The following is a 16,426-nucleotide window of genomic DNA, read 5'->3' as shown; positions in this document are numbered from 1 at the left end:
GCGATGGGCGGCGAGCCCGCCCGCCTCGGCGCGACACGGCCACACTCCCGACGGGCCGGGCCCCGCAATCCCTGCGCGCCGGCGCCCTGCCACCGGAGTTGACCATCCACGCCGACAACAGCGATTGCCTCCTCGACGTCTTCCAGGGCAACGACACCAACGGCACACACGTGATCACCTATCACGACAACGGCGCGGCCAATCAGCGCCGGCGCCTCCAGGCCATCGGGACGTCCACCTCGACCGGGCACCCGATGTACCGAATCATGAGCAGTGACAACGGAAAGTGCCTCGACGTCAACCGCGGACAGCAGTCCGGCTGGGGCGACCACCTGAACATCTGGGACTGCCACGACATCGACGGGGTTCCCGGCTCCGGCGGAAACCAGCGCGACACCCAGAACTTCACCCTCGAACACCCGAACCCGCGCATGCCCAACCTGACGATGCTCCGCAACAACGCCACCGGGCTCTACGCGAACATCGCCGGCAACAACCGGAACGACGGCGCCTGGGTCGTCCAGTGGGGCGACCAATGGGGGAACCGCGCCGCCCCGAACGAGAGTTTCTACCTGCACCCGCTCACCAACGGCTGACGAAAAAGGCCCCGGCCCCCGTGGGCCGGGGCGCCACCCCGAAAGTGGACCAGACATCGGACACTGCACGGAGCGCGCGCCGATCGACGATATGACATGGCGTATTGAATCGGCACCGGAGCGTCATCTAGAGTTTTCGGTATGGCGGATCAGATCACCGGCGGACCGGAACTTCGCGAATACGTCAGGGAGTTCTCACTCAGGGAAGACGATATTCTCCGCGACCTGCGACGGACGACCGCGGAGCTACCCGCCGGGAAAACGATGCAGGTCATGCCCGAGGAGGGGCAGTTCCTCGCGATGCTGGTCGCGGTGACGGGTGCCTCGGAGGTGCTGGAGATCGGTACCTTCACCGGGTACAGCACCCTGTGCATGGCGCGCGCGCTGCCCTCGCACGGGCGCTTGGTCACCTGCGAAATCAGCGCGCGCTGGCCCGAGATCGGCGCCGAATACTGGCGGCGGGCGGGCGTTTTCGAACGCATCGAGGTTCGTATCGGCGCGGCGATCGAAACTCTCGAAGAAATGATCGCCGAGGGCCGGTCCGGCGAATTCGGTCTCGTGTTCATCGACGCCGACAAGGCGAATTATCCGCGATATTACGAGCTCGCCCTGCACTTGGTTCGGTCGGGTGGATTGTTGGTGCTGGACAATACGCTCTTCTTCGGTCGGGTGGTCGATCCCCTCGCTGTGGATCCGGACACCGCCGGTGTCCGGGAGGTCAACGCCACGATCCGGGACGACCGACGGGTCGACATCTGCATGCTCCCGATGGCCGACGGCATCACCCTGGTCCGCCGGAGGTGACCGCATTCTCGGTGAGGTCCGGTGCGATCAGCCGAAGCGTCTCGGGAGCAGGCCGCGCCCCGGCTACGAGGTGCAATACCTGAACGCCCTCGGTGAAATCCCGCTCGACCACCCCGTCCCCACACGGGCATGGCGACTCGTCGAAACCGGCGAACCGGTAGGCGACCTCCATCATGCGATTGCGGTCCGTGGCGCGGAAGTCCGCCAGCAGGTGCACACCGGCCCGGGCCGCCTGGTCGACCAGCCAGTTCAGGATGATCGTGCCGGCACCGAACGCCACCACACGACACGAGGTGGCGAGCAGCCTGAGACGCCACACACGCGGATGCTTCCGCAACAGCACCACGCCCACCGCACCGTGTGGCCCGAAGCGGTCGGTGAGCGTGGTGACCAGAACCTCGTGGTGGGCATCGTCGAGGAGGGCGCGCAGCGCCGCGTCGGGGTAGTGCACCCCCGTCGCGTTCATCTGGCTGGTGCGCAGCGTCAACTCCTCGACCCGGGACAGCTCCTCCTCCGTGGCCCGCCCGATGCGCATCACCATCTCCAGCGAGCGCAGGAAGTCCTCGTGCGAGCCGGTGAATCGTGTGCGTTCGTCCGTGCGCCGAACCCCGGCCCGGTACATCGTCCGGCGCCGGCGCGCGTCGACGGTCACCGTCCTCGGGCTGAACTCGGGCCGATCGAGCAGCGTCGCGGCATCCTCTGCCCGGTAGCAACGTACGTCCGGAAGGTGGTGGGCGACCTCGGCCCGCTCGGCCGGCTGGTCGTCGATGAAGGCGATGGCGGAGGGCGCGAACCCCAGCCGCTCGGCGATCCGCCGAACACCCTCCGACTTGCGCCCCCAGCCGATCTCCGGCACGACGAACCAGTCGGCCATCCCCAGTGCCCGCAGCCGGGCCCAGGTCGGGTCGTGATCGTTGCGGCTGCACACGGACTGCAGGATGCCGCGCCCGTCCAGGCCGGCGATCACCTCGCGGATCGCCGGGAACGGGACGACGTGCTCGTCCTCCAGCAACGTGCCGTGCCAGAGCGTGTTGTCGAGGTCCCAGACGAGGCACTTGACCAGCGTGGGCGGCATGTCCGGTTCCAATGAGCCGGGTTCGTCGACGGCCATGATCGGGATCACCGCCGACCCAGCACATGGTCGGCCAACATCAACTGACACATCTCGTTGCTGCCCTCGATGATCTCCATGAGCTTGGCGTCGCGGTACGCCCGCGCGACGACATGACCGTCCTGTACCCCGGCCGACGCGAGCACCTGAACGGCCGCCGCCGCGCCCTTGACCGCGTTCTCCGCCCCGACGTATTTCGCCAGTACGACGGCCGCGGCCAGGTCGGAGGCGTGCTCGTCCCAGCAACGACTCGCGTACTCGCAGACCCGGGTCGCCACCTGCTCGGCGGTCCACAACTCGGCCAAGTGCCGTGCCACCAACTGATGTTGCGCCAGCGGCCGACCGAACTGCTCCCGAGACAGCGCGTGTCCGACGGCCGCCGCCACACAGGCCCGCAGGATGCCCACACACCCCCAGGCGACCGAGACGCGACCATAGGCCAGAGCCGTCGTCACCAGCAGGGACAACGGCTGACACCCACCGCCCAGCAAACTCTCCAGTGGCAACCGCACCCGGTCGAACCGGACTTCCGCGTGTCCGGCCGCCCGACAACCCAGCGGGTCGGCCACCCGGGAGATCCGGACCCCGGGGGTGTTCCGGGGCACCACAACCACGGCTCCGCCTTCACCCATCCGGGCAACGACCAGGAACACATCGGCGTGGTCGGCCGCGGTCACCCACTTCTTGCGGCCGGTGAGCAGCACGCCGTCGCCGTCCACGGCGACGGTGGTCGCGACGGCGGACAGGTCACTGCCCGCCTGCACTTCGCTGAAAGCCATCGCCGCCGTGTCACCCGAGGCCAACCGCGGCAACATCTCCGCCGCCTGCGCCGGATCACCCATCCGTTCGATCGTCCACGCGGCCATGCCCTGCGAGGTCAGCACGCTGCGCAACGAACCGCACAGACTGCCGACATGCGCGGTGAACTCGCCGCCGTCCGTGCTCGACCACCCCAAACCGCCGTACTTCTGTGGAATCTGCACCGTGAGCAGGCCGGCCGCGCCGAGTTTGCGGATGACGTCGTCGGGGAGTCGGCCCGCGCGGTCCCAGTCGCCCGCCCGGTCACCGACCAGGTCGGTGACGGTTGAGGCCGCCGCGCCGACGGTTTCACGCACCGGGGCCTCCGGGGACCGACTGCCGCAGTCGTTCGACGAGTTCGGCCATGCGCACTACCGTGCGAAAGTTGTCCATCCGCAGATCGGCGCCGCGGATGGCGATGTCGTACGTCCGTTCCAGATACACCACCAGCTCCATGGCGAAGAGCGAAGACAGGCCCCCGGGGCCGAAGACGTCCGCGTCGGTGGTCCAGGCCCGCCCCGTGTGCCGGGCCAGGAAGCGCAGCAGTTCCGCCTCGACGCCGTCCCGGTCGACGCCGGGCTCCGGCGGCGCCGGATCGGGCGACTCGAACGATTCGGACGACACAGTCATGCCTGTTCTCCCTCGTATGGGTAGAAGCCGTGCCCGCTCTTGCGGCCGAGTCGGCCGGTGCGCACCATCTCGAGGAGCAGTTCGCAGGGGCGACATTCCTCGTCGCCGGTCCGGTCGTGCAGCACCCACAGCGAGTCGACCAGGTTGTCCAGTCCGATCAGATCCGCGGTGCGCAGCGGGCCCGTCGGGTGGCCCAGGCACCCCTGCATGAGCCGGTCCACCGACTCGACGCTCGCGGTGCCCGCCGCCACCACCCGGACCGCGCTGTTGATCATGGGGTGCAGGATGCGACTGGTCACGAACCCCGGCGCGTCCTCGACCACGATCGGCTCCCGCCGCAGCGCGGCGAGCAGGGTGCGAAGGGCGTGCATGGTGGCCTCGCCGGTGTGCGTGCCCCGGATCACCTCGACCGTGCGGATCAGGTGCGGTGGGTTCATGAAGTGCGTGCCGATCAGATCCGCCGGGCGGGCCACCGCCCGGGCCAGTTCGTCGATCGGGATCGCGGACGTGTTGGAGATGATCGGGGTGCCCGGAGGGACCAGTGCGGACACCTCCGCGAGGACCTTGGCCTTGGCGTCGGCGTCCTCGGTGACCGCCTCGATCACCGCCCCGGGGGCCGAGGCGTCGGCCGTCGTCGCCTCGGTGAAGGAGGTTGCCCTGAGGAGAACGCCCGTGCCCGCGCCGTCCGGCAGCGCGTCCATCAGTCGGGCCATGCGCACCATGCGATCGATGCGCGTGGGGGCCTCGTCCAGTCGGCGTCGGTCCGGATCGACGAGCGACACCGCGACCCCGTGCCCGATCGCCAGCGCGGCGATGCCCGACCCCATCACCCCCGCGCCGACGACGGCCAATCGTCGCCCGATCTCCGGCGTACCGTTCTCCGCTGCCATGTCGTCTCTCTTTCGGTCCCGGCCGGGCCGGTTACGGGGACACGAGGCCGTCCGCGGGCTTCGGGTCCGCGCCCGCGAGCTTCGCGTCGATACCCTCGGGGTCCTCGGTCTCCATCCGGACACCCTCGACGCCGGCGTAGAACTGCTGTGCCCACAACCGGTATCGGCCGATGGGCCCGTCGCCCTTGGCGAGCTTCGGCTGTTCGACGTGTTCCTGGTGGTTCCACATCAGCAGGTCGGCTCCGGTGTCCAGGCTCGCCAGCCGCTGGATCAACGAGCTGCCCAGTCGCGCGACGGGCATCGTGGCCGCGCGTGCGATGCTCTCGGGCAGGCCGGGCACGCGGCCCAGTTCCAGCTTCGTGCCGAAGCGCAGGTGGATGCGCCCGGGAGTGGTCGGCGTCGCGTGGAGCATCACGTGGAGGTTGCCCGCGCCCCGCGGCAGGACCGTACGGGCCGCGATGGTGGCCAGGCCGATCACGGTGAGCGTGTACGACTGGCGGAAGCCGCGCATGACGGTGCCGCGCGCGGTCGCGGTGACCGTGGCGACCGGCTCCCCGGGCATCGGCTTGCCGTCGATGTCGAGATCTTGAAGACCGTGCAGTGCGGGCAGGTGGCCCCAGTCGAAGGCGTTCTCGATGACGTCCTGCGGATGCCCGGCGATGTCGAACGTGTCGTGGCTGTACGGCTGCCGGTCGTCCATGGGCAACACCGGCACCCGCCACTGCGGCGGCAGGCCGAGGGCATGCCGCCACACGTAGATCGAGCCGTTGGCCTCGCACACCGGGTACGGGGTCAGCGACGCCTTCGGGGGCAGCCGGCCGTAGCCGGTGCGCACGCAGGTGCCGGCAGGGTCGAACGCGAAGCGGTGGAAGGGGCAGACGATGTCCTCGCCCTCGATCGAGCCGCCGACCCCCAGGTGCGCGCCCAGGTGCGGGCAGCGCGGGTGCACGGCCCGGAGCACGCCCTTGGTGGTGCGGTACAGGACCACTTCGGCACCCGCGAGCGCCCGGGTGGTGATGGCGCCGGGGCGCACCTCGTCCGAGAAGGCCAGGCAGAACCAGCCGTTCGGGTGCGGGCGGGTTGGGGCGTGCAGGGTATCGGCCGGAGCCGCTCCGGACGTGCCGACGCGGCGGGCCCGCAGAAGCCCCTTGACCAGTGGCTTCACATGAGGCCTCATGGCATCGCTCCTAGTGGTCGATGGGGCAACCGCCGGTGCCCGGCGTGGTGGGGGGCGGGGTGGCCGCGGACCGCGTCGCGTGCGCGCGCGGTTCGGCGGTGACGGTGTCGCTCGCGCGGCGTGCGTCGAGGCGCAGGTGCAGTCCGCGCGAGCTGAGACTGGTCTCCACCTTGGGGCGGAAGGGTTCGTCGCCGACCGGGACGAGGTGCCAGCGGGCGACGATGGCGGTCAGCGCGAGGATGGCCTCGGTGAGGGCGAACTGGTCCCCGATGCACTTGCGGGGGCCGGCACCGAAGGGGATGTAGGTGGCCCGGTCGGGCTGGGCCCCGAGCCAGCGGTCCGGGTCGAACCGGTCGGGCTCGGAGTACAGGTCGGATCGGCGGTGCAGGAGGTAGGGGCTGAGCACGATGGTGCTGCCGCCCTTGAAGCGCACTCCGCCGAGCTCGGCGTCCTCGCGGAGGGTGCGCGTCATCATCCAGGCGGGCGGATACAGCCGCAGCGTCTCGGTCACGACGCGGCTCGCCAGGCCGAGCGAGGGCAGGTGTCCGGCGTGGAGTGTGCCGCCGTTGTCGGCCAGGACCTCGTCGGTCTCGGTCTGGAGGCGGCGCTGTACGTGCGGGTTGTCGGCGAGCAGGTGCAGTGCCCAGGCGAGGGTGATGGCCGTGGTCTCCATCCCGCCCAGGAAGAACGTCAAGGCCTCGTCGGCCAGTTCGGTGTCGCTGAGTTGCTTCTCGCCGCCCTCGCTCTCCTCGTCGACCGCGCCGATCAGCGCGGAGAGCAGGTCGGCGTGGTCGGTGGGGTCGGCGCGGCGCTCGGCGATGATCTCCTCGATGGTGGCCGACAGTCGGTGTCGGGCCTCGTCGTAGCGTCGCTTCTTGGGGGTCGGCAGCCCGCGCAGCAGGGCGGGCGTCATCATCCGGCGAAAGAACGCGCTGACCACGGTGGAGGTGTCGGTCAGGGCCCGCCGCATGGTCTCCTCCGGCAGGGCGCCGCTGAACATCGTCTCCATGGTGGCGCGTGTGGTCAGCGTCATCATTTCCTGGGTGATGTCGACGACGTCGCCGTCGCGCCAGGTCGCCGCCTTCGTCTGGGCCGCGCGGGCGAACACCGCGCCGTACCCGGTGAGTCGGGTGGGATGGAAGGACGGCTGGCACAGTCGGCGCTGACGCCGGTGCAGGGGGTACGCGCAGGTGGACAGGCCGTCGCCGATGACCTCGCGGATGCGGTCGTAGATGGCGCCGCCCTTGTCGAAGACGCGGTCGTTGAGGAAGACCTGCCGGGTCAGTCCCGGGTCGCAGATCATCACGGCGGAGCTGGGGCCGAGCCGGATGCGGACCATCTGGCGGTAGCCCGACAGCGATGTGATGAAAGCCAGCGGATCGCGCAGCAGCGGTAGCGCGTGACCCAGCAGCGGCAGGGCACGCGGGGCCAGCGGAATGGCCGCGACGGTGGTGGTACCGGTGGTGGGCATGGACGACCTCATTCCGGGCGTGTCCGAGCGGCCGGTGCCGCGGGGGTGGTGTCGCGGGTGACCTCGATCAGGGCGGTGGTCCAGCGGAAGCCGAGCCCGAAGCTGAGCACCAGGACGCGGTCGCCGGCTCGCGCGGTCCCCGAGCGGAACAGCCGGTCGAGGCCGAGCAGGATGTCGCACGGCCCGGCATGGCCGAGGTGCCGACCGAAGGTCCAACTGGTGTCCTCGCAGCGCAGATCCAGCGGCGACCCGGCGAGCACCAGATCGAGCACGATCGACCCGATCGCGATGGCCACCACGTGCGTGACGTCGCCCGGCTTCGTGTCGGTCTCGTCGAGGACGGTCTCGACGCAACGGCGGGTGGCGCGTTGCAGCGTGTCCATGTGCGGCATGAGCCCGCTGTCCTCGATGGGGAACGGCCGACCGCCGCCGGCGTGGCCCGTCCCGGCCCGGGTCAGCACCTCCAGGCGCGGCTCCACGGCCTGCGCGGTCGCGGCCAGCCGGGCGAAGCCGGTGCCTCGGGTCAGCACGGCGGCGGCGCCCGTGTCGCCGGCCACGTAGCCCATCTCCCGGGCGCCGCCCCAGCGTTGTTCCGGGAATCGGGCACCGGCGGTGACCAGCGCGGCCTTCGCGGTGGGCCGGGCGGTGAGGTGCTCGGCGGCGGCGATCAGCGCGGCGGCCCCGCCGTCGCTGGCGGCGCACAACTCGTAGCCGACGGTGTGCGCTCCGCCGAGCACGCGCAACAGGTAGGTCCCGGGTGTGTAGTGGTCCTCGTCCTGGAAGTTGGCGTGCACGAGCGCGCTGAGGTCGGCGGGCGCGACGTCGGCGTGGCGCAGCGCCTTGAGGCCGGCGCGGGCGGCCATGTGCGTCGGCGTGTGATCGGTCGCGATGGCGGCCGAGGTGAATCCGTTGAGCGTGGCCGGACGGGGCTCGACGACGGGTGCGTCGCGTGGATCGGGTACGGGGACGATGGGTGGGATCCAGGCGCCGGTGCCCGCGATCGTGATGTCCTGCCACAACATCGATGTCTCCTCGACTGTCACGAATCGGCTCTCGGGAATCGGCTGTCACGCATCGATCGATCGGCGGGTGTCGGCGAGGGGTCGGACGAGTTCGCCGCTGTGGTCGGGGTCGTGTGCGCTGACCGAGGCGATCCGGGCGAGCGTGTGGCCGTCGGCGGTGGCGGCGGTCAGGATCCCGGTGGAGAAGTCGCAGTGCAGCCGGATGGTCGGGTGTGCCGCACCGAGTCGGCAGTCGTTGCCCGGCCCGCCGAGGTCGACCTCGCCGAGGCCGGCCATCGGGCCGACCCGGGGCGGGAGTTCGCCGGCGGGTGGCAGCAGGAGCAGGTGCACCATCGCGTCCAGGAGGATGGCGGGCACGATCGCGTCGGACAGAGCCGGCGCCCAGGTGACGTGGTCGAAGCCGAACGAGGCGCTGTTCCCGTCGGGGCCCCGGGCGTGGTCGCGGGTGCCGGCGAAGGGGCCGGTGAGCGAGATCGGCGGGTCGGGGGTGTAGACGGGCATCGCGAAGTCGGGTTCGGGGTGGTGCGCCGAGCAGTCCGGGGGTGGGGCGAGGGCGGGATATCGCCGGGCCAGGTTGACCTTCGTCTCGCACAGCAGGTCGTTGAAGCGCAGGACCCGGTCGTTGCGGCCGACGCGGTGGGTCGTCATACGGACGGCGACTTCGGCGTGGTCCCGGTGCCGGCTCGTGACCCGGGCCTCGACCGCGACGGTGCGCCGCGGCCCGGTGAGCCCGACCGTGATCGAGGTGTGGCAGCGCAGGTCGCGGAATCCGGTGACCACGAGATCGGGGCACAACAACGAGGCCGCGCCGGCGGCGGCTTCGAGGGTGAACGTGCCGGGCAGCGTGTACTCGCCGTTGACCCGGTGGTGGCGCATCCAACGGCCGTCGCGTTCGGCCAGGGTGCGGGGCTCCCAGGTCTTGGTCAGGACGATCCATTTCGTGCCGCGATGGAGGACGCCGTCGAGCAGCGGTGTGCGCACGGCCGGATCCGGCACGGCGGGCGGCGGCACGTCGGGGGTGGGCATACGAAGGCAGTCGGGTGACCCGTGCGCGGCGATTCCGCGTGTGTGCAGCAGGGTGCGCTCGTCCTCGCGGACGAAGAAGGTCACTCCGTCGGCCGGGGGGCGGGTGACGGCGGCGAGGAACTGGGCGCAGCCCAGCGCGTTGTCGATGTAGGCGTCCATACGGTTGCGTTTGAGCGTTTCGCGCATGGTGACACTGCTGGCCACGCCGGCTTCGAGCCAGCCGCTCCACAGGATCGCGAACTCGTGCCGGTCGTTCGGCGCATGGCGACGAGCCCGGGCGCTCGCGTACGCGAGGTATTCGTTGGCGGTGCAGTAGTCGACGTCGCCGGGTGCGGGCGCGAGTGCCGCAAGGGTGCTGAAGTTGACCCACGTGCGGGGCGGATGCCCGGCCAGGGCGCGTTTGAGGTTGCGGTATCCGGTCGCCTTGGTGGCCCGCACCGCGCGGAAGTCGGCGAGGGTCTTGGCGTGCAGCGCGCGCGAACGCAGTTCCAGCACGGTGTTGACGAGCAGGTCGATGTGCCCGTGACGGTCCAGGACCTCACTCAGGACGGCGGTGGTGCGTTCGGCGTCGAGGACGTCGCACACGCGGTGGTGCACCCGGTCGGCGCCGCACAGGTCGGCCAACCGGCGCATGGTGCGGCCCACCTCCAGGCGCGCCTGAGCCTTGTCGTACAGGGCGCGCAGCTCGCCCACCGACGCGTCGGGGCGTTCGCGGCGTCCGGCGACGATGAACTCGGCCTGCGGCGGGAGTGTTTCGCCGGGTTCCGGGGGTGGGGTGCGACCGACGACGTACACGTGGGGTCGGTCGACGGTGCGGGCGAGCGCATGCATGATCTCGGGGGTGATGCCGCGGGCGCCGCCGAAGGCGACCACGACCGCGCCGGGCGGCAGTGGGGCCCGCGCCTTCAGGGTCGGTGCGGCGGCGTCGTCGACGACCGCCATCGTGAGCCAGGTGCCCGCCCGGCAGGCCAGCGTGTGGGTGGGCACCTGGGCGCCGGCCGCCCGCGCCAGCCGGGACAGGGCGGTGGCGGCGTCCGGTGCGTCGGTGAGCAGGGCGACGCCGCCGCACTGGCGGATCTCGGCGCGCACCGAGCGGACGAGACCGACGATCAGCGCGCTCGACGGGGACGGCAGGTCGTCCGGTATCGCGCCCAGCAGGACGGCGGCCAGCGAGCCGCCGTTGCGCAGTGCGGGCAGTGCGGCTTGGACCGTGGTGAACGTGAGGTCTTGCAGGTCCTCCATCCGGCCCATCTCGGCGTCGTCGGTGCCGTCGCCGTCGAGGCCGCCGTCATCGTGGGGCAGGCGGGTCAGGATCCGGATGTGGCGGGGGACGAACGGCAGGTCGGCCAGGGCGCCGGCCGCGTCTTCGGGCGGTACGTGGGTGGTGGCGCCGATACCCGGCCTCGGGGCCCACACCGCGACGTCCGGACCGCCGGTCGCCGCTGCGGCGAGGTCGGGGGAGTCGGTGATGACGACGGTCCCCGGTGGGACGGCCGGCATGGCCGCGTCCGCGGGGGGTGGCGTGGTGGGGACGAGGCGGATGGTCTGGCGGCGGCCGAGATATGCCTCGGGGTGTTGCGCGACCGGTGCGACCGGCGTGACCGGGTCGGGGGGTGTGGTGTGTCGGTTCGGTGCGCCCGGGCCGGTAGCGGTGTGTGCCTTCGGCGCGAGCGGCGCCGTCTGGGTGCGCTCCTTCGGTTCGACCCGGGTGGGCGTAAGGTATTCCGCCCCCGTACCGTCGGCCCGTTCCTTGGCACGTCGGGGCGGACCGACCCGCTCCGGGCCGGCCGGCGGGGTGAATCGGATCGGCGGCGATCCGGGGGCGGCCGGCGCGACGACGGCGCCGGATCCGGTGACGACGGCCTCCAGGATCGCCAGCACGGCGTCGAGCGAGAGGTAGGTGTGCCCGGCGTTGGCCAACACGGGCAGCGCGTGCGCGGGAGTCGCGGTGGCGTCGTCGCCGGTGAGCGCGGTGGAGAGCACGCCCAGGATCGGCAGGTCGTGTTCGTGTGCCGTGGAGCGCCTGGCGATCGCCAGCACGGCGGCGCCCTCCGCGATGGATCGGCCGTGCGGTACCAAGCCCGCGAGGTGGTGGTCCCAGCCGCTGATCGGACGCAGGCACACCGCGCCGACCAGGGCCAGGTCGCAGGCCCGGTGCCGAAGTTGGCGCAGGGCCACGTCGACGCCGGTGTGCGCGGAGTCCCGGTGCGCGTAGACGCTGGTGCCCATGCCCCGGAAGTCGTAGTAGTTCGCGGCCCGCCCGGACAGGATGCACGAGACGGCGCCGGTGAAGTCGTCCTCGTTCAAGTCGCCGGGAATCACCCCCGCGGCCTCCGCCATCCCCTTCGCGAGGTATTCCTTCAGCCGCCGTGCCTGCGCGTGGTCCGGCAGGATGTCGAACGCGGTGGCGCACTCGGCGGCGTGTACCCGCAGTGCGGCCCGGGTGTTGTGGGTGGTCGGCAGCGACGATCCGACGATGATCGCGGTCGTGGGCCGCAGGTGGGTGCCCGGCTCGCCGAGCCGGTCCAGCAGCGGGCCGAGAGCCTGAAGCGTCATCAGGTGCGCGGCGTCCATGTGCCGCATCGTCAGCGGCGGGATACGCACCTGGCGCGGGGACGGCAGCGGATACGGCAGCCCGAAGCCGGCGTCCGGCCGCGAGGCGCCGCCGGTGAGCCAGGCCGGCACATCGGCGGGATCCAGGCCGGGCAGGTGGGCGTTCCAGCCCACGACGACCATGTCCTCCGTTTCGGCGATGTCCGCCCCGCCGCGCCGAGTCGCGGGCGCGGCCGGCGGTACTCGATCAGAGAGCACCACGTGTGCGTCGGCGCCGCCGAGGCCGAACGCCGACACGCCGACCACACGCGGTCGTGCGTGGTCCGTCGGCCATGGCGCGTCCACGAGCGGTACGGTCAGGCGCGAGCCGTCGCCCAGCACGGGGTGCGGGTCGGTGACCACGCACTGCCCGGGAATCGCCTCGCGCTCGAACGCGACCAGCGCGTGGGCCACCGAGACCAGGCCCGCCAGGACCCCGGTGTGGCCGAAGACCTGCTTGTTCGACGTCACCAGGCACGCCCGTTCCCGCGGACCCAACCGGGAGAGCAGCGAGCGCAGTTCGATCTCGTCGCCCACCGGCGTGCCGGTGCCGTGGGCCACGATCCAGTCGACGTCGTCGGCCTCCACGCCCGCGTCGGCCCAGGCCCGGGCGATCGCCGATTCCTGGCCACGCATGGCCGGGGCGTGAATGCCCTTGCCCCGCCCGTCGGCCGCCAGGCCGCTGCCGCGCACCACACCGAGCACCCGGTCGCCGTCCGCCACGGCCCGCGCGTACGACTTGAGTGCGAGCATGACCGCGCCCTCGCCGATCACGGTCCCGTCGGCCGCCCGGTCGAACGGGCGTACGTTGCCGCTCATCGAGATGCCCTGGGCTCGGCAGAAGAGGGTGAACCCGATCGGCTCCACCACCGCGGTGCCCCCGGCGAACGCCACGTCGCACGAGCCGTCGCGCAGCGCCTTGACCGCCGCGTCGAGGGCGAACAGGCCGCTCGCGCACGCCGAATCCAGGGTCAGGTGTTGAGCGTCGTCCGGAATCAGTCCGCGCAGCGCGTTGCGGGAGACGGACGCGGGCAGGTACGCCTGCGGGCTTCCGCCGTCACCGGCGTAATGCGTGTTGATGGCGTGATCGGCCAACTCGGCCAACCAGTCGCCCTCCTGGTCGGCGGGAATCGCCTCGCGCACCATGCGCCGGTATTCGTCGCCGAGCACGACGGCCTGAGGGCCGAGCCCCGTCTGGTCGTGGATGCCGGTGGTCGCGACGAACCAGCGGTCCGTCGAGTGTCGGCGTACTCCCGCCAGGGCCCGGACGGCGCAGTGCCGCAACCACCGGTTGGTACGCGGCCATCCGGGGTGGTCGACGTTGCCGTGCGGTTCGACGATCGATGCGGGGTCGGGGACGAAGGTTTGGACGTAGCCGGCCTCGCGGACGTAGAAGGCGTCGGTGTCCTCCCGGGTGGGCGCCCAGAAGTGCTTCAGGTCGAAAGCGGAGGGCTCGCTGCGGATCAGGGTGCCCTCGCGCAGCCGATCCCAGAACTCCTCCGTGGAGTTGGCGCCGGGCAGGACCAGGCCGAGGCCGACCACCGCGACTGCTTCGGGGTCGGCGCGCGGTGTGCGGTCGGACGTGGGAATGGCCGCCGGTGTCGGGGGCGGCGTCGCGGCGACGGGCTCCGGGCGCGCGGCCGGGGGTGGTTCGGAGGTGGGCTTGTTCGCCTCGGGCGTTGTCTGCGTTGCCGTCCCCGCGTTCGGTCGGCCCCGGGTGGGCACGCCCACCCGGTTCGCCAGCTTGCTGTGCAGGCGGGCGCCCTGCATCCCGCCGATGGCGATGCCGCCGTCGGCGACGATGGTCTGTCCGGTGATGAAGGCGGAGTCCGGGTGGAGGAGGTGGGCGATCAACGTGGCGGCCTCCGGTGTCGAGAGGGCGCGGCTCATCAGTTCGCTCGTTTCCGACGGATCGCCGAGCGCCGTCGGAGGGTCGTCCAGATTGTCGACGAACTCACTTGCCACGGTGCCCAATTGCACGGTGTTGACGCGGATTCCCTGGGCGAGGAGTTCGAGCGCCAGGTAGCGGACCAGGGACTCCAGGGCGGCCTTGGTGACACCGCCGGGGCCGTATCCGGGGATCGGCAGGTGGGCCCCGACACTGGACAGGCACACGATGTTCGCGTTCTCCCGTCCCGTCATCAACTCGGCCGCCCGGCGCGAACAGTGGTAGGCCGCCATCACATTGGTGGACCAGGCCCGTTGCCAGTAGGTGTCGTCGATGTCGAGGAGGGGGAGGAATGCCCCACCGGCGGCGTTGTTGATCAGGATGTCCAGTCCACCGTGTCGTTCGCCCACCAGGTCGAACATGCGGTCGATCTCACCGGTCTTGGCCACCGATGCACGAATGAACTCGCAGCTTCTACCGTCTTGTTCCAGCTCCGCCCGAAGGCGCTCGGCCTGTTCGACGGAGTGGAAGTAGTTGACGATCACGTGGGCGCCGTCGCTCGCCAGTCGGCGGACGATGTCCGCACCGAGACTTCTCGCCGCCCCGGTGACCAGGGCGACCCTGCCGCGTAGGTGGTCGGTGGCGGTCATCGTGCGGCGACTTCCGCCCGGGCCCGGACCACGGTCTCCGCGATCCGGCGCAGGGTGGCGAGCGTCAACAGGGAGGTGTTCGCTCGCAGGTCGGGCAGGTCGAACCGGTCGGAGACCCGCCCGAGGAGGGCCACCTGCTTGAGCGATTCCACCCCCAGCTCGGATTCGAGTCCGTCGTCCTCGCCGAGGAGATCCGGCGGATAGCCCAGGAAGTCGCCGTAGAGTACGCGCAGTTCGTCCAGGACCGTTTCGTAGTCGAGCCCGGCGGGCGCAGCGGGGGTCGGGGTGGCGGCAGGCGCCGCCTCGCGCACCGGGGGCGCCGGGATCGTGGGCGCCGGGTCGACAACGGGGTTCACATGGGCGACGGGAGGCGTGGACGCAGACATCGCCGGGGACGGCGCCGACGAGACGGCGACGGGGAGTGTGGCAAGTGTGGCGACCGACCCGGTCGAACCGGATGCGCTCACCCGCGTGATGCCGCCATCGCCGCCGGGCAGGGGAGCCGACACCCGCTCGCGGAAGAGCCCACCGTGGGACGAGTCGGCGACCAACGGCCGCACCGCCGCGAACGGATCGCCCTCGCTCAGCGGCACCACGCACCGCACCCCCGGGACCGAAGCCTCGACGAACTTGGTGACTACTGGCCATTCGCCGCACTCCACGAAGGCGTCGACACCCGCCGCGTGCAGGTCACGGATCGTCTGCAGCATCCGGACCCGCGCGGTGAGCGCTCCGGCGACCAGGTCGACCGGGTCGTCGTCGCCGACGTCCCGGCCCAGCCAGGGGGAGCACACCCGCCAACGCCCGGTGCCGTACGGAACGCGCGGCGCGCTCGCCCGCAGGTCCCGTGCCGCGTGCACCATCGCCGGCGTGTGTGTCGGATGTGGGACGTCCAGCCGCAGACTCGGCCAGCCCAGCGTGTCCGCCACCCGCTCCACGAACTCGATCAACGGTTCGGGACCGCTGAGTACGCTCTGCCGAGGCGCGTTCTCGCAGGCCAGTACCAGGTGGGGATGGTCGAGCAACCCGGCGAGCGCCTGCGCCCGGCGGCCGTCGACCCCGACCGCGAGCATCTTGCCGCCCCACCCCTGTCGGGTCAGCGCCTGGGACCGGGCCACGGCCAGACGTGCGGCATCCTCCACGGCCAGATGCCCGGCCGCGGCCAGCGCCCACAGCTCCCCGATGCTCTGCCCGACGATCGCGACGGGCCGAACCCCCTCCGCGACCAGCATGTGGTGGGTCGCGAGGCTGACCGCGTAGATCTCCAGATACTGCACCTCGGGACCGCGCCGGTCGCTCGTTCCGTTGTCCTCGATCAGCCGGGGACTGATCTCGGGCAGCCCCATTTCCCGAGCCGCCTTGTCGATCCGGGACAAGGATTCACGTACGGTCTCGTAGCGTTGATGGAAATCGCTCAGGATGCCTCCGCGCGGGGCGGGCACCGTACCGGGCATGACAAAGACGGAATCCATCACGTACGTCACCCTCATTTCCGTCCGACGGCCGGCGTTTTCTCGCGGCCGGCGGGAGTCCTGAAACGCCACGGTGGTGTGACAAGGTCGACGACATGCAGTGCATTTCGCCGTGCGATATTCGAACGCCGGGCGCGGGAAACTGCACTGTGTCGTCTCGGACGCCAGGTGTGGTCGCCTGCCGTTTTCGGTGATTCGCCGCACCCGGGTCTTATCGATGAAGCCGCGTCCTTTGAAGGGACGGTGAATTGCCGCGCTGTCGATCCTTCGGGGAGTTGTCTCTCGCACCGGAATGGGTT

11 protein-coding genes are annotated in these 16,426 nt (G+C 71.1%); 2 read left to right on the top strand and 9 right to left on the bottom strand.

Features of this window, described 5'->3' with window-relative positions; translation table 11 throughout:
• The first annotated feature begins 98 nt into the window (after positions 1–98).
• Together ACFXKZ_RS07795 and ACFXKZ_RS07790 are read left to right on the top strand one after the other, a co-directional pair.
• The gene (locus ACFXKZ_RS07795) at positions 99–596 is read left to right on the top strand and encodes an RICIN domain-containing protein (protein ID WP_379997598.1); all 498 of its coding nucleotides are present in this window, start codon (positions 99–101) and stop codon (positions 594–596) included.
• A 141-nt stretch (positions 597–737) separates the two neighbouring features.
• On the top strand, positions 738–1,400 hold the full coding sequence (locus tag ACFXKZ_RS07790) for a class I SAM-dependent methyltransferase (RefSeq protein ID WP_379997596.1): 663 nt from the start codon (positions 738–740) through the stop codon (positions 1,398–1,400).
• On the opposite strand, the gene ACFXKZ_RS07785 is transcribed toward ACFXKZ_RS07790, so the two are convergent.
• Genes ACFXKZ_RS07785 through ACFXKZ_RS07745 form a run of 9 tightly spaced genes read right to left on the bottom strand, consistent with a single transcriptional unit; the run spans position 1,378 to position 16,127 of the window.
• Positions 1,378–2,511 (bottom strand): HAD-IIIC family phosphatase, encoded by a 1,134-nt coding sequence (locus ACFXKZ_RS07785; protein WP_379997594.1) that lies wholly within the window; start codon positions 2,509–2,511, stop codon positions 1,378–1,380. The genes ACFXKZ_RS07790 and ACFXKZ_RS07785 overlap by 23 nt on opposite strands.
• Before the next feature lie 8 nt (positions 2,512–2,519).
• Positions 2,520–3,626: an acyl-CoA dehydrogenase family protein gene (locus tag ACFXKZ_RS07780; protein WP_379997592.1), complete on the bottom strand. Its 1,107-nt coding sequence runs from the start codon at positions 3,624–3,626 to the stop codon at positions 2,520–2,522.
• Complete coding sequence (locus ACFXKZ_RS07775; RefSeq protein WP_379997590.1) at positions 3,619–3,939, bottom strand: acyl carrier protein; 321 nt, start codon at positions 3,937–3,939, stop codon at positions 3,619–3,621. The genes ACFXKZ_RS07780 and ACFXKZ_RS07775 overlap by 8 nt, the downstream gene beginning before the upstream one ends.
• Positions 3,936–4,829: a 3-hydroxyacyl-CoA dehydrogenase family protein gene (locus ACFXKZ_RS07770; RefSeq protein ID WP_379997588.1), complete on the bottom strand. Its 894-nt coding sequence runs from the start codon at positions 4,827–4,829 to the stop codon at positions 3,936–3,938. Before ACFXKZ_RS07770 ends, ACFXKZ_RS07775 begins: the two co-directional genes overlap by 4 nt.
• 31 nt (positions 4,830–4,860) lie before the next feature.
• Positions 4,861–6,006, bottom strand: coding sequence for a Rieske 2Fe-2S domain-containing protein (locus ACFXKZ_RS07765; RefSeq protein ID WP_379997586.1), 1,146 nt, complete (start codon positions 6,004–6,006; stop codon positions 4,861–4,863).
• A 10-nt stretch (positions 6,007–6,016) separates the two neighbouring features.
• On the bottom strand, positions 6,017–7,477 hold the full coding sequence (locus ACFXKZ_RS07760) for a cytochrome P450 (protein WP_379997584.1): 1,461 nt from the start codon (positions 7,475–7,477) through the stop codon (positions 6,017–6,019).
• Positions 7,478–7,485: 8 nt separating this feature from the next.
• Positions 7,486–8,499: a 3-oxoacyl-[acyl-carrier-protein] synthase III C-terminal domain-containing protein gene (locus ACFXKZ_RS07755; RefSeq protein WP_379997582.1), complete on the bottom strand. Its 1,014-nt coding sequence runs from the start codon at positions 8,497–8,499 to the stop codon at positions 7,486–7,488.
• A 45-nt stretch (positions 8,500–8,544) separates the two neighbouring features.
• On the bottom strand, positions 8,545–14,655 hold the full coding sequence (locus ACFXKZ_RS07750) for an SDR family oxidoreductase (RefSeq protein ID WP_379997580.1): 6,111 nt from the start codon (positions 14,653–14,655) through the stop codon (positions 8,545–8,547).
• Entirely contained in the window at positions 14,652–16,127 is a 1,476-nt protein-coding gene (locus ACFXKZ_RS07745) for an acyltransferase domain-containing protein (protein ID WP_379997578.1), read from the bottom strand. The genes ACFXKZ_RS07750 and ACFXKZ_RS07745 overlap by 4 nt, the downstream gene beginning before the upstream one ends.
• Positions 16,128–16,426: the final 299 nt, after the last annotated feature.

Source organism: Embleya sp. NPDC059237 (genome assembly GCF_042754105.1).
In the GTDB taxonomy this organism is placed as follows: domain Bacteria; phylum Actinomycetota; class Actinomycetes; order Streptomycetales; family Streptomycetaceae; genus Embleya.
This window is presented reverse-complemented; position numbering and strand designations above follow the sequence as displayed.